The 19,992-nt window shown below is 41.6% G+C and carries 8 protein-coding genes and 1 tRNA gene; 1 reads left to right on the top strand and 8 read right to left on the bottom strand.

The features are described 5' to 3' along the window. The 8 genes from HMPREF0240_RS22770 to HMPREF0240_RS22735 form a co-directional block, all read right to left on the bottom strand. Positions 1–1,278, bottom strand: a complete 1,278-nt coding sequence (locus HMPREF0240_RS22770; RefSeq protein ID WP_242833372.1) for a histidine kinase — start codon at positions 1,276–1,278, stop codon at positions 1–3. A gap of 191 nt (positions 1,279–1,469) precedes the next feature. Then, positions 1,470–11,390: a cadherin-like beta sandwich domain-containing protein gene (locus HMPREF0240_RS22765; protein WP_009005741.1), complete on the bottom strand. Its 9,921-nt coding sequence runs from the start codon at positions 11,388–11,390 to the stop codon at positions 1,470–1,472. Positions 11,391–11,946: 556 nt separating this feature from the next. Further along, positions 11,947–12,023, bottom strand: a tRNA-Arg gene (locus HMPREF0240_RS22760). A 140-nt stretch (positions 12,024–12,163) separates the two neighbouring features. After that, on the bottom strand, positions 12,164–13,039 hold the full coding sequence (locus HMPREF0240_RS22755) for a DUF3881 family protein (protein ID WP_009005740.1): 876 nt from the start codon (positions 13,037–13,039) through the stop codon (positions 12,164–12,166). Between the two features lie 109 nt (positions 13,040–13,148). Then, on the bottom strand, positions 13,149–14,435 hold the full coding sequence (serS, locus tag HMPREF0240_RS22750) for a serine--tRNA ligase (protein WP_009005739.1): 1,287 nt from the start codon (positions 14,433–14,435) through the stop codon (positions 13,149–13,151). 26 nt (positions 14,436–14,461) lie between these two features. Continuing rightward, entirely contained in the window at positions 14,462–14,983 is a 522-nt protein-coding gene (locus HMPREF0240_RS22745; RefSeq protein WP_009005738.1) for a DUF4446 family protein, read from the bottom strand. A gap of 283 nt (positions 14,984–15,266) precedes the next feature. Beyond that, positions 15,267–16,190, bottom strand: coding sequence for a ParB/RepB/Spo0J family partition protein (locus HMPREF0240_RS22740; RefSeq protein ID WP_009005737.1), 924 nt, complete (start codon positions 16,188–16,190; stop codon positions 15,267–15,269). A 2-nt stretch (positions 16,191–16,192) separates the two neighbouring features. After that, complete coding sequence (locus HMPREF0240_RS22735; RefSeq protein WP_009005736.1) at positions 16,193–16,960, bottom strand: AAA family ATPase; 768 nt, start codon at positions 16,958–16,960, stop codon at positions 16,193–16,195. A gap of 913 nt (positions 16,961–17,873) precedes the next feature. On the opposite strand from HMPREF0240_RS22735, the gene HMPREF0240_RS22730 reads away from it, so the two are divergent. After that, on the top strand, positions 17,874–18,842 hold the full coding sequence (locus HMPREF0240_RS22730; protein ID WP_009005735.1) for an alpha/beta fold hydrolase: 969 nt from the start codon (positions 17,874–17,876) through the stop codon (positions 18,840–18,842). The last annotated feature ends 1,150 nt before the right edge of the window (positions 18,843–19,992 follow it).

Raw genomic sequence — 19,992 nt, 5'->3', positions numbered from 1 at the left:
CTATCTTTCCTCCTTCGGAATCACAATCGTCACACGAGTTCCCCTCCCACTGCAACTCTCTATCTTAACTTCTCCATGGCTGAGTTCTTTCAGCCGTTTTCTCACATTTGAAATACCCACATGTTCTCTACCATCTGCACAACTGTGTTCCGGCGAAAATCCCCCCCCATCATCCATCACCGTAATATGGTATTCCTTCTCGTTTTCCTCACTTGTAATCGTCACCGTCCCTCCTTCTTCACGCTTTGTGATGCCGTGTCTCACCGCATTTTCCACAAGCGGCTGAAGACATAAAGGTGGCATCACAAAATCCGTCACCTCAATCTTATATCTTACCTTCAACCGTTCACCAAATCTTTGCTGTTCCAAATTAAGATAATTTTTCACATGAATCAGTTCTTGTTCAAACGAAATCAATGCCTTGCTTGTTAGAAATTTCATATTAGCCCGTAAAAACTGAGAAAAATCCAATATTGCTTTTTTTGCCTGTACTGGATCTACACTGCACAAATGTCGAATTGTTGTCAATGTGTTATAAAGAAAGTGTGGGTTAATCTGGCACAACATAATATCAATTCTAGCTTCTGACAGCTCCACCTGCTGCCGACGCATCACCAGTTCTCGCTCTGACTGCAGATTCACAAAAATCAGAAGGAGTGACACTGTAATCCCCGTATTCAAAAGTGCAATTCCATAAAACTGTATTTGAATCACTTCTGCGATTCCAGGAAAAATGATGTAACTAGAAAGTAACAGCAATTCCTTTACACTCATATACTTTCGGTAACAAAAAATAATCCACATATCTACACTATAAATAATAAACGGAATGACCTGAGAAAGCCAGAAAGCATCTCCCCGTTGATAGATATTCCCCTCTCCGATCTGGTAAAAGATATTCAAAAACGGCGAAAGTACTACACACAGAATATCTACTGCCCCAAACCCAAAAACAATCCACAAAAATCTACTGGAAACCTTTACTTTAAATTTCAAATATTCAATCATGTAAACAGTAAAGAACAACAACATAGGCACTGCACTAAGATAATACAAAAAAGTCCCCACCTGAAGCAGAACAGGATTCCAGGGATTGCGATACCCTTCGCAAAGCCAGTTGGTCATATCTCCAATCTGCATAAAAATATTTCCCAAACATACAATGGCAAAGGACTGATTTATCCGCTGCCCCCATCTGCCTCCGGTCAGCAAATAGATAAAGATAATCAAACATATCACACTGCCGTACAAATCCATCGTCACATTTACTATTCTCATATCTGCCCCCATCTCTGTTATACATAAGTATAACGCATTTTTGTGTAAAAATTAACCCTTTTCCCCTCCTATATCTCCGCAAATACTATAAAAGAATAAAATTCAGGACACTGGGTGGGAAACCTCTATACTTCCCCGCTCCAGTGTCCTGTCTCAGCAAACACAGTTTATAAATTATTTCATTCTATTCTCTATCTCGTCTTATTACTTTTGCGTTTTTTATAATACAACACTGTACTTACCACACCAGACAGTACCAACAGCAGCAACATACATATCACAGGTGCATAATCTCCAGTTGCGGCACCTTTTATGATTTCAGTTAGTTTTTCAGGTGTTTTGTACAAAATGTCATCCGTAGAAATATAAGTAATATTTCCTGCCCGGTCAATCAGTTTTGCATAAACAACCACAGTCTTCTTCTCTGGAAGTTTCAGTTTGGTGCCTTTGCTGTAAACCTTCCACCGGAGATCCGGACCTTCTGCAATATCCTCTTCCTGTGAAAAACGCACCGTACTTACTGCATACGAAATTTCCCGTATCCCAGACAACTTATCTTCCGTCTTGATTTCAATCTCTGGCTGATTATAGAATTCCAGGTTTTTTTCTGATTTTTTCGTGAGCTTCTCCCAACGATCCCATCTGCCAACCTTCAAACTGCCTTCTGGACTGCTCTTATCAATACGCACGGTAAATGCCACTGTCTCACTCTTTATTCCAGCTTCCGTAACAGCGTAAACCTCTATCTCATGTTCACCTTCCTTAGTAAAGGTAATAACTTCATCCTGTACACGCTCCCACTTTTTCGTGTTCTTCCCAGACTCTCTGTAATAGAACTGCGTACTTCCCAGGGTCTTACTGTCATTGACAAGCGTCACCATCACATCCCCGGCATTCCACTCCTTCAGGCTCTGCTCTGTTTCCAGCTTCACAGAAGGCTTTTCTTTGTCGATATTTACAACCTGAACGGACTGGATTTCAGACATATTACCAGATGTATCCTTTGCTCTATAGTAGATGATTGTATTCTCATCAACTTTTATAGGATCTTCATATTTTTTCCAAACCTTCTCTTCGCCCACAGCATATTCCAGCGTGTCTTTATCCATATCCTGGTGTATTACCTGAATCATTACTTCCACAGGTTCAGCGGTAAATCCAGTCTTGCTCAACGATGTTTCAAACAATTTTCCAACTGGCACCTTATTGTCCACATTCACTCGTATCGACTGTGAAGTCTCATTTCCTGCCTGATCCTCTAAAGTAAGCTGAATATTTCCTCTATAAACTTCACTGATCACAAAGGAATAACATCCATCTTCTTCTTTTGTCACTTCGTACGCTTTTTGATCGCCGTTCTCCTGAACTGCCTTCAGATCTCCCAAACCACTCAAGTTATCTTCGGCATCAATCTTGACTCGCAGCTGTCCGTTCCAATTACCTTCCCTGATACTATCGTCAAATATCATCAGCTCTTCATCTAGTTTTTCATAAGTCACATCAGAAATCACAGGTAAACTGGAATCTAATTTTGCCGACATCATCCCAGATTCCAGATAACTGCCATCCTGCTTGTATGCTCGTGCTATGATTCCGTTCTCATATATTCCATCTTTTACAATCGTAAATGTGTTGTCTTCACTTTGAATCCAATCCTGCCTGCCGCTCCAGTTGATACCACTGTCAACACTGTAATCAAAAGCGACAAACTGGCTTTCATCCACACCTTCCGACAGGGACAGCTGATAAATCAGATTCTTATTCTTCCAGCTATCTTTATCTGCAAGATTTTTCTCATTCAAAGTAAGTCCCTGAACAACCGTCATTTTATTATCCAATACTACTCGATATGTTCCGGACTCCATACCTTCCTGAGCAGGTATAACCTCAATCTCTATGATGTTCTGGCCCGGCTGCAGATCAATATCCATCGTTCCACCTTCTGCCGCCTGACCATTAATCAGCACTTGGGCTGTCATACTTTCCGGAGATGCCGAAACCGTTGTCTTCTGCAAGTTCTTACTCGTTGCCTGATACTCTTGAACCTCACCGGAAAATACTTGTTCCAATGTAACCTGGTCTATTTCTAATCCGGTCAGTCTGGTACTTGCCTCATTAAACTCCTGAGTAAATGCTGTGACTTTCAGGTTCGTACCTGCCTGTGAGAATTCTATCTTCTTTTGTACTTCCATCTCAGCCTCAAGCTGAATCAATTCCTCCTGGGATACCGCCAGATAATGGCTTTCCAGAAGTTTTCCCTTCTCGTTATATAAATTCGCCTTTACATTAATATTTCCAATCAAGTCACAAGATAGATTCTTCACGTTCACGATAGCCGTGCTCTTTTTGTCCTGTACCTCCATTTGAGCTGTCGCCAGAATTGGTTCTCCATTATTGCGCGCTACAGGATCCTGGAATGTAATCAACTTGGAATCGTTGAGTACATCAAAATCAACCACCAGCCCGCCTGTCTTTGGATCTCTGACGCAAATACGCGCATACAGATTCATCGGCAATACATCGTTTTCCTCCAACTGATAACTGAAGTCCATAGCAAGTGCATTCTCATCCAAAAGACCAATCTGGTCTTCCGTGAGGTAATATACACCTGTTCCCAAAGGTTCACGGGCAGCCTCTGCATCTATCAGCTTCACATCGGCCGGAACTCCGCCTTCCTTCGTAAATTCCACTGAGACTTTGTAATTCTGATCCAGCAAACTGTTTGGGCTGGTATTGTAACATTTCAGCCGGAACACACGATTCTTTTGTTCCTCTTTCAACAGTTTTACATCGTCATCAGATAACCCTGCATCCGGTGTAGAAAGTATTAACTTCCCTTCGTAGGATATCTCCTGTTTTCCATAGAACGATTGAAGCTTATATTCGATATCTGGCAGAGAATCAATTCCAGAACTGTCTTTTTCCGGAAGCTGATATTCCCCATGAATCACATAAGATGCTCCCGGAGGGATAACAGTGTCTTCCTCCGCCAAAACAATTCCATCCTGTGAGATCACCTTCACACTGCTAATATCTTCGATTCCCTGGTTCAGCAAATAGAAATCAACCGGGAGACGCGCCCCAAACTTTAATGCAGCCGTATCGTAAGACACCTGCGTCACTTCTATCTGATTTTCCAGTTTTTTGCCGCTCTGTCCTAAGAACGCTTGATTTGGAACCGTATAAATATACTGTCCTTCATAGATTGTCTCAATCTGCGCGGTATCCGGGCTGTAATAAGACCCAAGATAAATCGAATTCATCTCATTTCCTTGACTCCATACTGCGAAGTCATCTATTTTACAATTTTCTCCAGAATCTGCGACACAGGCTCCAGGTGTCATAGAAACAGCAGCATCTTTGGTAAGAAACTTGGATACATACAGCAGATCTCGTTGTGACTGCTCGTTTCCTTCCTCTGCCATGCTGGTCGTGCTCCATGCCACAGCCAAGTCTGACAAATCTCTATCCAGACTTTCCACAAATTCAAATTTGTTTCCAATTGCCACTTTCACAGTCTGATTCATCTCTCCCAGACTGTCTGGGAAATTCTGATCCTGCACCCCCTCTGTATCTAACAAACGGAAACATACATCTCCCAGTGTAGAACCCAATTCTTCATCATAACGATTCTGGTACCATGCCGTGATGAATCGTTCCTGACCGTTGTAGTTTACCACTGTTATCTTTGCATTTTCGTTGGTCCCCTCTCCGATTGTAAGACGTACCGGGTCGCTTGCCTCCCCGTCCTTATTCACAAATTGGAAAAACACATCATTGCACTGATCATAAACCGAATTATTTGAATCTTTACGGCTTACACTGTAGACAATTCCTGTATTTCCTTCACTGTCCATAGCAGTTTCCAGCGAGGTGATGTTACCATTCGTCTCTCGGTGAATCAGTTTCGGTGAACGCCATGCATCTTCTTCACCGCCCTGGTAACTGCTATACCACAACTCGTCTGCTACGTCGAAATTCAACGGTTCTTCCGGATCGGATCCTGCTACATTCCGCCATACAACAACACCTTTTCCTGTGCCATCTGAAGCTGCACTGGGGGCAAGATCTGCAGACAGATTATCAGTCAGGCGTGTGGTCTTCCATTCCTTACCATTGTAGATTCCCGCAATTACCTCTGATCCCTGCATCATCCGCTGCATCATCGTATTTTCATCTGCTCCATCCTGTTGAGAAACCGTATCATTCACCTTTTCCCACGCAGCAACAGCAAATGAAGATGTCCCATCCAGAGATACATTTGCTTCTGCCCCATTCTGGGCTTCTTCCCATCCGGAAGGCTCCGGCATCACAGTTCCGCCGTTTACAGCATCTTGTACTGAACTCCATGTCACCTTGGTATCATTTACTTCTTCACTTCCCTGGTCACTCAAAGAAACTAACAACTGTCCGTCCCTTGTGATTTCCGGATAACGGTATGGGTAGGTGTTCTCCAGCAACACTTCATTTCCGTCGGCAGTTGAATTCCGGCCACTCAGCATGCTTCTTTCATTCAGATAACTTCTGCTCTCTAGTCCACTCTCACTGTAGACTTCCTGCAAATTTGTACTCAACGATTGTGCGCTTAACGAAAACGGGTCTGGATTGCCTCCCCAATCCGGAAGGTATGTACTCTCCAACCATTCTCCGATCTTATCCGTATCTCCCAGCCGTGAGGTCACCTCTCCCGATACGGAAGCCAGTACTTTCCGATACGAAATGAAAAAGAGTTTAAAGATAAATTCAACTCCTGCTGTTCCTGTCAGCTTCGTAGCATGGCGTATCAACTTATCGTCATTTCCCGCGCCCCGGTACTCCCGGTTCAGAAACTGCGTATAATGATCCAGATTGACTTGCCCAAAAAGCCCCACTTTCAGCGCTACTATCGCGACATCAAATCCAAATCCTGCAAATGCCCGGATATATCCGCTTGCACGAAGTGTTGTCAGCAAGTCACTTCCATAGGCATCCACATCCTCTGCATAACTTGCAATCGCCTTCAAATCCACTTCTGCAGCTGCACCCAGAGCAAATTCTGTTGTAAATCCATAAGCATTAAAGGTCCAATGATAGCCTAGTTTGCCTCCCAATGTTAAACCGGAATCCGTGATTACAAAATCCCACACTCCCTTGGACGGATCCTGCAAATTTTCCCAGTTAAAAACAATATTTCCCGCCATGTAGCCTGCAGCCCGGGCGCCATAATCGGTATCTCCCGGCTTATTCATCACACTGTTGATCTTATTGTCAAACTTCTCCGACATTGAATTGCCTTTTCCCGTAACAGCCGCAATAAATGCCGAAGGATTTGCTCCCAGCGAGCTTTCTATATCCGGATTCATGACCACATTGGAATCCATATTTAAAAAGTCTATATCGTAGGCAGCAAATGCCCGGAAAATCGTGGGATCAGAGGTCGGTGTAATAGTCAGACGGAAAAATGGTGTCTTCAGACCCGTCTCAAACTTATCCAGCCCCTTCTCCATAATATCACCCTTCGCCGATACACTTTCATCGACAACTCCCTGATTCAGTTCCATATCAATCGTAATCGGCTTGAAGTTTTGCTGATCTTGTATGTTAGGTACTCCGATCATATTCGCCACTGCAAACGGGATATCTATTGTATTGACCAGCGTCTGTCCCTGATAGAGCGCAGCCTCATACTTTCTGCTTTTGCCTTTTGAGATTCCTTCCGCCTCATTAATCACGGTATAGTTACGCGAAATCGCCAGATCGGTAAACGGATATTGGATGAACTGATAAGACTGTGCAGAAGCCTTCTTCAAATTTCTGTCCCGAAGTTCTGACTTATATACTTGATTTCCTTCCATTCCCCAACAGACAATATCACTTATCAATTCAATCTCCGGAAATTGATCAGAACATCCGATGTTATCTTTTTTGTCTGTAACATCAATCATTCTGTCACTGCCTAGTTTATAATCCACCATCTGTGAAGCGATATAAGGTTTTTTCCTGCCGCTCACATTTACACGCTGATTTACAACCCCATCCCCAAACTTGGCAGAAGCCTCCTTCGAAGTATTGCCATTGACTGTCACAAGGGTAGGATAATATGTATCCTCATTCGTTCTGATGTCAAAGATAAACTGAAGATTATCCTCAGGTTTTAAAAGCGTTCCCGGGTCTTCCCCCTCACTGTAAAAACGAGTAGGGTCAAACTCCATTTCCAACAATCCATCCTTTCCTGTCTTAAAGGAAATCCGCTCCCCACTCATTCCCTTTTGTGTATCTGGACAATAGACGCCGTTTTTATAAAGGCCTCCTGTGTATGTTCCGTTCCCCAGGTAAGGATTTCCGTTCCTGTTCTTGATATACAATTTGATCCTTGCCACTTCCCGCAAAGTAAAATAATTCACCGGATACAATTCATTTTTACCCTGATCTCCCTCAGAGGATATCAGGCTTTCTTTATAGATTGTTCCAAGGCAGAGGTCTTTTCCTTCGCCCGAGCGAAGCTGCAGATCAGACTGTATTCCGTCCGGATCATAAATTGCAAGTGTTCCTTCGTCATTGGAATCTATTGTAACTTCACTGCCGTCTTTGGCCGTATAAGTCACAGTTGTCTTCACATATGGTGTGAATTGGAACAGATACAGCTTGTCTTTCAATGTCTTCACATCCGCAGTCAGAGAAATCTCTTTTCCGGTTCTGCTATGCACGGCACTGATTTTACTGATTCCCTCCGTACGACCGCTCATCAGAAACTGACTGTCCGGCGCATGGTAGGATGTACCAAGTTGACTGATATTTGAATATCCGTCAGCATCAATCCGATATACCCCTATAACCCCCTCGTCACTGCTATTCCATTTAAAGCGGTCTGCCGCCATATTCCAGGGTTCATCGGCAGAAATATTCACACGCTTAGATAACGGAAGCTTACGCTTCATCTCCACAATCTTTTCGCTGTCCTTTTCCGTCCATGATCCATTATAATTTTTCAGAGCTTCGATAGACTGACTGTTGTCCAGCGTAACTTTCCCACCATCCGCAATCTTCTCATCGTCCACATCAAAACCAAATGCGCCCTCACGATATACCTGTACCAGATAGGAGTCTGCAGACCATACATCATTCTCTGTATTGCGCACCTTTGCGGTGACAGTGTACACATCCTTCAAATCCGCTTCCGCTACTTTATCTAAAGGAAATACAGCACTATTTCCTTCCAAACCCACATTTTCAATCAGCTCTCCATTCTTTTTGACAGAAAACTCAAATTGATATCCTTCCCTCGTATCGGCCATTACCCATTCTGTCTGGAAGGATTTCGTCGCATCCGTCACATATTGCCGGTTAGGTTCCAACAGCCGAACGGAAGCTGGTTTCGGCAGCACGATAATTCCTCCCCTGGCTTCCAGCATTTCTTCTTTATCAGGATTTTTCGCCGTAACTACAAATGTATATGCGGGTATTTCATTTTCCGAGACTAAACTTAGTACATTCTCTTCAACCATTACCTCGTTGCCATTCTCTATCTCATAAGACTTAACCGGAACTCCCTCGCCTTTTTCCGGAAGTTTTTTTTCTTTGTCCGTGTAATCTCCTTCATAAATATCCACTGCATACTTCTGCAGCTCTTTTTCCGGTGTCTGACCTTCCTCAATTACAACATTCATATTTGTAAGCCAACGCAGTTTCACGCCATTATTTCGGCTCACACTGACACGGTTCATTCCCTTCGGAATTGTGATGGCCGGCGGCCCTTCATTCAGCACTTCCAACTCTTCCGTAGACACAGAAACCAGCTGAGTCAGCTTCCGGTTATACGCTGTAGCTGTAAATCTGACAGTTCCTTCTGACACGGGCTGAATAACGCCTGTCATTCGATCGATCTTTGCAACGTTCTCATTACTGCTGAACCACTCAATCTGAGGAAATGTATATGTTTTATCTGGATTCAGTACGCAGGATAACACATCCGCGTCTTCCTTGACCATATAGATTTTCCCTGCTTCAGGTATCCCTGCAATTGTCATATCCTCCTGCGTAACAAGTGTCACTGGAGCAACCTGGAATTTTGTATGATGCTTGTCATCCAGAAGACAACTGTAATCTGATTTAACTCCTGTCACCTGACTCTTCGGCATGAAAAACAGCTCTGCCTGATATTCTTTTATCTCGCCGGACGCATTATATGGCAGAGGAACATCCGCCGTCAACATTCCATTTACAATCGGATCCCCCTTCTCGTCCATCGGTGGCTGCAGACTATATATTGTCTTACCGCCGTCCAGGCTTACCTTCAGACGATCAATAGATGCTTTTCCATCCTTGTTAAAATCATTATTATAGTCATCCCAGATCCAATCATCATGATGATTGGATCTGTCATAATTCACCGTTACTTTTACACTTAATTCCCCTTTTGAAGGGTCATAAGCACTTTCTGAAGGCTTGTCCACGGTAATCCCCGTAATCGCATCCTTTTCAGTCCATGGATTCTCATCTGACATTTCGTAACCACAGAATTCCAATAGATCAAGATTCTGCACCTGGATGTTCAGATCTCCGGCTGGTGTTCCCCCAATTGTTTCCGTATTCCCGGTAACGGGCAGCCGTTCCCCTCTATCATACTCTCCTTCCAATGCTTTCACATCTTCCCTGCTCAGTAAAAATGAGAATGTATCCCCATACCTCTCTCCGTCATTCCCATAAAACATTCCGATATCCAGACCCGATCCGGAAGTTTTCACCATTGCAGGTGAGTCATATTCATTAAACTTTACTATATAAGGAATCTTCGTATCTTTATAGCAGGTTTCAAAATTATCATATACAGGCTTCATAGATGCATACCATGAGCTCTCATAGGAACTTGGCTCAACTGTAACCGCATATATTCCGTCTGGATTCTCTGATATCTTCAATCCAGCATTGCTAATCTGATTATAATCATTACAAAATGCATTCCACAGATTATCCCCAGAGATTGTGTAATCCGGTGAAAACACATATCCCGACGATGTCACATTTATGCTGTCACCGTTTACAGTACCAAAACCGGCCTCATACCCATTGGAACCACCACTCCAAAAAGAATGCATCTTTAAGTCTATTGCCTGACTGACCGCTAACAATTCTTTTGATACATCAATGCTGTAGCTGTAATAGGAACCATGCGAACCGCCGGTTGGTTCCTGATATCCCACCTGGTTATGACTTACTGTATAATTGAGTGACCCCAAATTTCCCTGGACTCCCATAGGTACATATTCTAGTGTTTTATTGCCGGAAAAATGTGCTCCGCGCAAGTTTCTCAGCTCCACATAAAATTTACGATCCCCATTCCACCATGTATCAATATCATTCTCTTTCACACTATCTTTTGTCTCAATCCAAGCCTCACCAGAGGTCTGTCCTGCCTCAATCTTAATGGTACCGGATTTTTCTACATAATCCACATCCTTCATCGCCGTTCCGGATAATGTACAATACTCTACATACACCGGATAAGTGACTGGTTTGTCAATGGATATCTTAACTGACGCTTTTGTGCCTCGCGCCACCGAACTCCCCGAAACATGCACCTGCAAATTCCGATCAATCGCTATGGCTTCCCCATCATCCTGCTGTCGTATGCTCAGCTTACCTTCATTCAACTGCATAAAAAGCGACGAGAGACTCGCCTCAATCTCTGGAGTGTAATCCGTTGTTCCGTCCTCCGGAAAATATGTTTCTTGAAAGACTTGCAGTTCTTCCTCTATCTGAAGCATCGTCTGCAAATCTCCAATCGTAAATGTTGTCCCATCCACAGTCAATTTCTTCGTCGTATCAAGACGTTCTCCCTGGCTTTCCATATATGCTTTCATCTCTTCCAGAGTATAACTTTTCTGATCCATCACGATATCTGCGGTCACCGGACGACCTTTTTCGTCTATCAGCCCCAGTTGTTTTAAAAGATTCATGGCCTCAAGTGCACCCACACTCTGCTCATCCTGCAGGTTCTTCAAGGTTTCCCTTCCCGCCGCCTCATCAGCCTGACTCCCAAACGCTGCCAGTGCCGTTTCGGAAAATGATGTCACTCCTATCAGGACTGCCATCACCAGAGCAATCCATCTCTTCCTCCTAATTCTTCCTCTCATAATTTTCTCCTTCCCTTATCCTATCCCCAAAGATCATGTGTTACGGGGTGCCCTATGGATATACTCTATTCTTATCCTTAAAATTATAAAATTCTATAATGCATCATTATATCAATGCAAGGCTTACACCAGGCCTACATTCCATAAGCGCTATGTTTTAAGGTGGATTTGCCTTCCATTTTTTCTCTTTTTCATCCTGAAATTGGACAAAATTAAAAGGCCATCTACCTTTTTATGATAGATGACCTACTCTTTCTGGTATTAACGGGACATGAGCAGCAACGAGATCAATATGGTAATTGAACGTGACGTGGAACTTCATCCCCTGTAGATAAAGCACTCTGTAAATCCCAGCAGCGAGCTTGTAGAAACCTTTTCTGTTTTAGATAAGGGCTCTGTCCCACTGGCTGGCGATGTGGCGGCTCCTGAGAAGCTTTGTTTTTATACAGATCGTTTATCGTAGCATTATACAAAAGGATTTGTTAAAAGTTCGATTTTACTTTAGATATAAAAAAAGCCGAAAACCTTGATATTACAGGGTTTTCGGCGTTGTTTGTGGCGTTCCTGAGCGGATTCGAACCGCTGGCCTTCCGCTTAGGAGGCGGACGCTCTATCCTGCTGAGCTACAGAAACATTAAAAAATCTATATTTAATTTTAGTTGTTGTCTCAAACACAATTAATAATATAACATGAATCCGGGAAATTCTCAACTTTTTTTGCAAACATTTTTATAATTTTCTGCCTGCTATCTTAGATGAAAGCGGATATTCTATCAGAAATTAATATATCCCTGCAGCCAGATTGTTCCTTTAAATCTTCTGCCCATCTCAGGCTCTCCCATTACTTCTTTTGCCGGCACACATACATCGAATTGCAGCTCATTTACATCCAGCTTCATCTGATACAACGGCTCTTTCGTCAGAGTGTTTTCTCTTTTCCTGACTGCCAGTATTTCTCCCATTATAGAGTACAGATCACATTCCACACCGTATGGCATAAAGTATGTATCTACTATTGTAAATATATCTTCATTAATCAGCCTGCGGGATACTTTAGAATATGTATCTATGTCATCCAGTGTCAGTGTTTCTATGGCCGTCTGGTCTCCGCTTCTTGCTGCATTGAGCAACAGCTTTCGGTTGTCAGACGCTTCTTTTTCATTCTTCACCTGATTTTCACTCTTTTTTACAGGAAACAAAATTTTCCCGGAAAGCGCCAGTCCTGAAAATGTAACAGAGGTCGACAGCTCTGTTGCAAAGCCAAGCTGTCGCTCCCTCATATATTCAATTCCATTCTGCAGATGAAAAATAAGGCTGATTCCGACCTTTGGATCCTCACATATCCCAACGTACTCTTCTTTTTCTATTCTTTTCTCTACAATAACATCCGCGTATGTGGTCACACCGCTTCCTTCAAAGTACGGAAAATAATAATCTGCATCAAAATTTTCGAATTCGTCCAGTTCACCACACAAAGTTATCCCCACATTCTGTCCATATTCCTTCTGAAATTCACAGTAATCTGCCCAATTCTGATAGGATACGATTGTCTGGTGTGTAAAAGTATTTTCTACCTGGTCCAATAGTTCTTTTAGTTCTTTCTTTGTCTGCAGGTTGTTAAATCCAATTGCTTTCAGATATTGATGCATAATATTCTCCAAATTATAGTACTATATTAGTTACTGTGCGCATCCGCAGGGTGTGAACAGTAATCTATATTATATTAATACTATTTTCTAATATATATTCATGATTCCCTTAATTCTTCGGAGTCATCACTGCATTACCGCCCATATACGGACGAAGAGCCTCCGGTATTTTAACGGAGCCATCTGCCTGGAGGTTATTCTCCAGGAATGCAATCAGCATTCTTGGCGGAGCAACTACCGTATTATTCAGTGTATGTGCAAAGTATTTTGTCTTATCACCTTTTACACGTATTCCCAGCCTTCTTGCCTGAGCATCGCCAAGATTTGAGCAGCTTCCTACCTCAAAATATTTTTCCTGTCTCGGAGACCATGCTTCTACATCCACTGATTTCACTTTCAGGTCTGCAAGGTCGCCGGAACAGCACTCCAGAGTACGCACCGGTACATCCAGAGAACGGAATAAATCCACAGTATTCTGCCATAACTTATCATACCATTCCATACTGTCTTCTGGTTTACATACAACGATCATTTCCTGTTTTTCAAACTGATGAATACGATATACACCGCGTTCCTCTATCCCATGTGCACCTTTTTCTTTTCTGAAGCATGGTGAATAACTTGTAAGAGTCTGAGGCAGCTCTGATTCTGCCAGCTGTGTATCAATGAATTTTCCTATCATGGAATGCTCGCTTGTCCCGATAAGATAGAGATCTTCGCCTTCTATCTTATACATCATAGCATCCATCTCTGCAAAACTCATAACGCCGGTAACAACATTGCTGCGGATCATATAAGGAGGCACACAGTAAGTAAATCCCCTGTTTATCATAAAATCTCTGGCATAGGAAATCACTGCAGAGTGAAGACGTGCAATATCTCCCATAAGATAATAAAATCCGTTTCCCGCAACCCGTCTTGCGCTGTCCAGATCTATACCATTAAACCGTTCCATAATTTCCGTATGATAAGGAATTTCAAAGTCCGGCACTACGGGTTCCCCGTATCTCTCCACCTCTACATTCTCACTGTCATCTTTTCCAATCGGTACAGATGAGTCAATAATATTCGGAATGATCATCATAATTTTTTTGATGTTCTCTTCTACTTCTTTTTCTTCTGCAGAGAGTGCTTCCATTCTATCAGCGTTTTCTGCTACTTTCTGTTTAAGTACTGCTGCTTCCTCTTTCTTTCCCTGTGCCATCATTGCGCCGATTTCTTTTGAAATCTTATTTTTATCGGCTCTTAAAGCCTCTACTTCCTGCTTAATGTCACGGTTTTTCTGATCCAGCTCTAAAACCTCGTCAACCAGATGCAGTTTATCATCCTGGAATTTCTTTTTAATATTTTGTTTTACTGCATCGGGATTGCTTCTCACAAATTTAATATCTAACATGGTATTTCCTCCTCGTTCCCTTTGTATTATTTATTTAAGTCATAAGCTTCCTGAAAAATAGCTCTCTCCAGAGATTCAGATTCCTCCTCTGCCAGCTCGATATAGCTCTGCCCCTTTACAACTTCTTTAATGTAAGTATAGCAGCCTTCCCGGCTGTGCATTGCATTTAATATCCAACCATTGTCCTTTTCATCCAGCATCGTAAGTGCAAAGCTCAGATTGCCGCCCATTTCATGAAAGGCATCGTATTTTACTATACCAATTTTCTGATAATGGTTTTTCATTTTTTTGAAAATATCCTGTATATCCAGCTGATTTTTTTTGGCTATCTCCGCTATTTCTTCAAGTTCTGAAAATCTCGTAAGCATGCTCTCCTCTAGATTCTTGCCATCTTTCCCCTTCATAAACGAAGAATAACTGGTTTTCAGTCTGTTATACTTCATATTCACACTGATCAGCATGACAAATAACAGAATCTGAATCAAAAACAGCAGTACTATCAAATACATGGGATCAAGTCCCAGATTTCCTAATATAGTATTATCCATACTTACTTCCTCCTTATTAAATTATGTATAACCAGAGAATACACCTTATTCCGCAGTTTACTGCGGACCCGCCCGAAGGGTATGTGTTACGGTGTGCCCTTTGGGTATATTCTTTTCCCCTGTTACCGCCAAATTTACCAATCTATTGCCATCACTGTTTATTATGCTGACATTTCCCCAGATTATGATAAGCGGCCCTTAAAGCTTGTTAAATTACTCATTAGCTGTCTGCTTTCCCATTTAATTTAATCCATTCAAACAGACATTTAAATGTAATCAGACTTTATTCGTTTCTAATAGACATAATCAAATCGAATATACGTTCGAGTTCATCCTCCGAATAGTATTCAATCTCTATTCGTCCTTTTCCATTAGACTTCGGATTCACATTTACCTTTGTTCCGATGATATTTTTCATCTTTTCTTCCAGATTATCATAGATAAATGTACGCTCAACCTTTTCAATTTTTTGCTCTTTTTTAGGATTTTTAAGGGCCTTGACCAGTTTTTCTGTCTCCCGAACACTTAATTTTTCATCAAAAATCTTATTTGCGAGCATATATTGCTGCTCTTCATCATCAATTGCAAGAAGAGCCCTGGCATGTCCTGTTGTAATCATATCATCAACGATCATCTGCTGTACTCTTTCACTCAATTTCAAAAGTCGCATTGAGTTTGTAACTGCAGTTCTGCTTTTTGACACTCTTTCAGCTACTTCATCCTGTTTCAGACTAAATTCTTCCAGTAATCGTTTATATGCCATTGCCTCTTCAATGGGATTCAGATTTTCTCTCTGTATATTTTCAATAAGAGAAATTTCAACAATCTCCTGTTCAGTATAACTTTTTATAATCACGGGTATTTCTTTCAGGCCTGCAAGCTTTGCTGCACGCCATCTTCTCTCACCTGCTATAATTTCATAATAATCTTTCTTTTTCTGCACAACCAGCGGCTGCAATACTCCAAACTGTTTGATGGAATCTGCAAGCTCAAGAAGAGCATCCTCGTCAAAATCCTTTCGCGGCTGCTCCCGGTTTGGTTCCACCTGATTTATTTTTACCAGCATTTCACCAGATTCATTTACTTTTTCTTTTTTTTCAGGCTGTATAATATTATCCTGCTTCAAAGGCTTTTTTACAGTTTTTTCACTTTTATCAGGAATCAGACTATCTAACCCTTTTCCGAGTCCATTTCTTTTCACTGCCATCCTTATTCCTCTCCTTTATTAATCACTTCTTCTGCTAACATCATATAGCTCTCTGCTCCGGCAGACTTCGGATCGTATAAATTAATAGGCATCCCGTAGCTGGGTGCTTCTGCCAAACGGATATTTCTCGGTATTATAGTCTTGTATATATTCTGATTCAGATTATCCTTAACATTCTCGACTACTTGTAAAGAAAGATTTGTTCTGGCATCATACATCGTAAAGACAACACCTTCTATTTCCAGTGATGGATTCAGTCTCTCCTGTACCAGTTCAATCGTATGTACCAACTGACTTAAACCTTCCAGCGCATAATATTCACACTGAATCGGTACAAGTACAGAATCAGCTGTTGTCATGGCATTAATGGTAAGCATGCTCAATGCAGGTGGACAATCAATAATAACATAGTCATAATCATCCTTAACCTTCTCAATCTCATTTTTAATAATATATTCCTTATTGTCAACACCTATCAATTCAATCTCAGCAGCTGACAAATCTATATTAGACGGAAGAACATCAAGATTTTCAAAAACCTCACTGCAAATACACTCCTCAATTTCGGCGCCACCAATAATCAAATCATATACAGTGTTTTCAACTTCATTTTTATTTACACTGAGTCCACTCGTCATATTTCCCTGTGGATCCATATCCAAAGCTAATACCTTCTTTCCAAGTCCAGCAAGTGAAGATGATAAATTAATAGCTGTTGTTGTTTTACCCACGCCGCCCTTTTGGTTTGCAATTGCTATAATTCTTCCCATTTTTGTACTCCTTTCATTGAACACTTCACTATTATAGCACTTTTTCATCTGCATATCTATATAATGTTTCACGTGAAACATAGATTTTTTAATAATTATGAGATTTAAATTATAAATTTACTATAATTTGGTATTTTCAATTTATAAATCCAATGTTTCACGTGAAACATTATCTAAAGTGAGTTTTTTTAATCGAAGAGATGCTGAAGGGGAGAGTGGCAGGTTCATTCGATCGGAAGAAAAAAAGCGTTTACCTGTTGATGTCTTTTTTCTAAAACTATAGTTCTATCAATTATCTGGTAATTCAACACCTAATTATAAAGTAATTAAATATATGTAATAATTAATTTTAAAAATAAATTTATCAAATTAATCCCTATCTATCTGAATAGACTTACATGATGTTAAAATCTCATTCTTTCTCCATTCTATCACCCCAAATCATATCCAATTCAATCCGCGTTTCCCGGAAAATCCCCCATTAATTGTTTTTTATTCCGATTTGATGAGCCCAGCCTGTCTGAAACGGGTCGCCAGCCGGATCCTGTGAAACTTTCGTGTCCATTTCTGGAGGCATAGAGAGCGCCTTAGACTTACTTGATAAAAAGCGTACCGGACTGGAAGGATAAAATCTGCTCACCATAGCAGATTTTAAGGCGGCCTAAGCCGCGCAATTCATCAGAATTGCGGGGTGAATGCCGCCGGTTCCTTCCAATCCGGTGCGCTTTTTATCTAGTAAGTCTTGGCAAACGGCCAGCCACCAGAAATGGACACGGAAGTTTCACAGGATCCGGCTGGCGACCCGTTTCAGACAGGCGTCCCACATTTATCCTCAAATTTACTTAAACAAATTTACATGTCCCCCTCAGTGTAGTATAATAGATAATATAAATTCAGAAAGAGGTGATACTTGGTGAGTTGGAAGAAAAAGCTCACAACATGTGCTCTTCTTGGAGGTACCGCTGCCGGGATAATGCATGTTGTCAATAGACTGGTTTATTACATTTCTACAATAGATAACCTATTATACCATAAAGATGAAAAGTATTATGATTGGAGATTCGGCCGGATTTTCTACACAAAACAAGGTAGCGGTTCTCCAATTTTATTAATTCATGACCTTAATGTGATAAGCTCATCATGTGAATGGGAAAAAGTTGTTGAAACACTCGCACAAACCAACACTGTTTACACAATTGACCTGCTCGGATGCGGACGTTCGGACAAGCCAAATCTAACATATACTAACTATTTATATGTGCAACTGGTCACCGATTTTATCAAACATATCATCTCCAGTAAGACTGATGTGATAGCAACAGGCGAATCCGGTACCTTTGTTTTAATGGCATGTGCAAACGACAACACAATTATTGACAAAGTAATGCTGGTTAATCCACAAAACCTTGTTACTTTGGCAAAGATACCAACAAAACGCACAAAAATACTTCGACATTTTATAAGCACGCCTATAATTGGTACATTCGCCTACAATATGCTTGTTAATAAGAGAACAATAGAGGACAATTTCAGGACCCAGTACTACTATGATCAAAACAAGATTGATGAAAGAAGTATCATGACCTCTTTCGAATCCTCACACAAATGCAACACACGCTCAAAGTATTTATACGCAAGCATGAAATCCCGTTATACAAATGCAAACGTACTGCACTGCCTAAAAGGCCTGACAAACAGCATATTCATCATCGTAGGCAATGCCAATCCAGAAAATGCACTCACAGCAAACCAATACCAGAACCAACTGCCATCCATTGAAATCATCGGAATAGATAAAACAAAACATTTACCACAGATGGAGGCACCAGCAGAATTCATAGAACAAACCCACATCCTATTTGATATCGAGGGGGATATCTGAATTGTGGGCGAGGGGACGTTCTGCAGGAGTGGAATAGGGGCTGATTGGATACGGAATTGAGGGATAACTGGCGCTATATCAAAAGAGACTCTGACATGTTGGACACCGCGGACACTCACGAGTATGCCGATGCATACTCGCTGCGGGTCCGCTTTTTACCAGGACTTGTGGTCCTGGTAAAAGTCCACATGTCAGAGTCTCTTTTGATAAAGCGCCAGTAATCCCTCAAAAGACGCATCCAACCAGCCCCTATTCCACTCCTGCAGAACTTTGTGCATCCAATCAGATGGGATCCCTTAGGTGGTGAAAATCGGATCGTTATTGGCTTATTATATACTTTAAATTATTTGTATCAAAATAACACTTTTAATCAACTTTACTCAATTAAACTTTTCACTATACACTATACACTTACTATATCTTTTTTCAATTTCCATAACATTTCACATTAATACTTATACATCTAAAGTTTCTTACACTTTTACTTCTAACTATTGCACTACACTCTAACATTTTCACTTCACCGTGCTCATTATAAAGGTACTAACTTTAAAATGTGTCCATACCTATGGGTACAGTATACTCCCCTGTAAACCTCCCTTTTTAATATCAGCAATACTTCTAATAGTATAATAACACTCACAGAGAATTATCCCCTTCCATCCCCACACCCTCCCAACTTATCCACACCCATCGATTTTCGCAGCATGTTTCCCCCGGAGGATGCACATAGCCCTGTGAGAGAAGTCAGGGGCTGAATGGAGAAGGAACAAAGAGGCAGGAGGGCTGGTCTGGTTCAGTGCGGGTGGCATTGGATGGGATGGGGAGCGGTGATTTCTGATGCCTCAAAGTGTGCCGTGTTTCCGTTGGGATAAAATAGAAAAATCTGATGGACAAACTTTGCCTCACCAGGCAAAGTTTGAAGCAACTAAGGCCTCAAATCATCAGATTTGAGGCCGCATGTTGCTGGTTCCATCAGATTTTTCTATTTTATCCCTACGGAAACTAGGCTAAACGGCCGGTATCAGAAATCACCGTTCCCCATTCCATCCAATGCCACCCGCACTGAACCGGACCAGCCCTTCCGCCTCTTCGTTCCTTCTTCATTCAGCCCCTGGCTTCTCTCACAGGGCCGTCCCCCATCCCCCAG

It is taken from the genome of Clostridium sp. D5 (assembly GCF_000190355.1).
Lineage (GTDB): Bacteria > Bacillota > Clostridia > Lachnospirales > Lachnospiraceae > Faecalicatena > Faecalicatena fissicatena_A.
Note: the sequence above shows the minus strand (reverse complement) of the source record. Positions and strands in the feature narration are given on the sequence as shown.

Excerpts from the sequence above, each read along its gene's own strand:
- HMPREF0240_RS22765 (WP_009005741.1), bottom strand. The coding sequence starts at position 11,390 with ATGAGAGGAAGAATTAGGAGGAAGAGATGGATTGCTCTGGTGATGGCA.
- serS (WP_009005739.1), bottom strand. The coding sequence starts at position 14,435 with ATGTTAGATATTAAATTTGTGAGAAGCAATCCCGATGCAGTAAAACAA.
- HMPREF0240_RS22755 (WP_009005740.1), bottom strand. The coding sequence starts at position 13,039 with ATGCATCAATATCTGAAAGCAATTGGATTTAACAACCTGCAGACAAAG.
- HMPREF0240_RS22770 (WP_242833372.1), bottom strand. The coding sequence starts at position 1,278 with ATGAGAATAGTAAATGTGACGATGGATTTGTACGGCAGTGTGATATGT.
- HMPREF0240_RS22735 (WP_009005736.1), bottom strand. The coding sequence starts at position 16,960 with ATGGGAAGAATTATAGCAATTGCAAACCAAAAGGGCGGCGTGGGTAAA.
- HMPREF0240_RS22745 (WP_009005738.1), bottom strand. The coding sequence starts at position 14,983 with ATGGATAATACTATATTAGGAAATCTGGGACTTGATCCCATGTATTTG.
- HMPREF0240_RS22740 (WP_009005737.1), bottom strand. The coding sequence starts at position 16,190 with ATGGCAGTGAAAAGAAATGGACTCGGAAAAGGGTTAGATAGTCTGATT.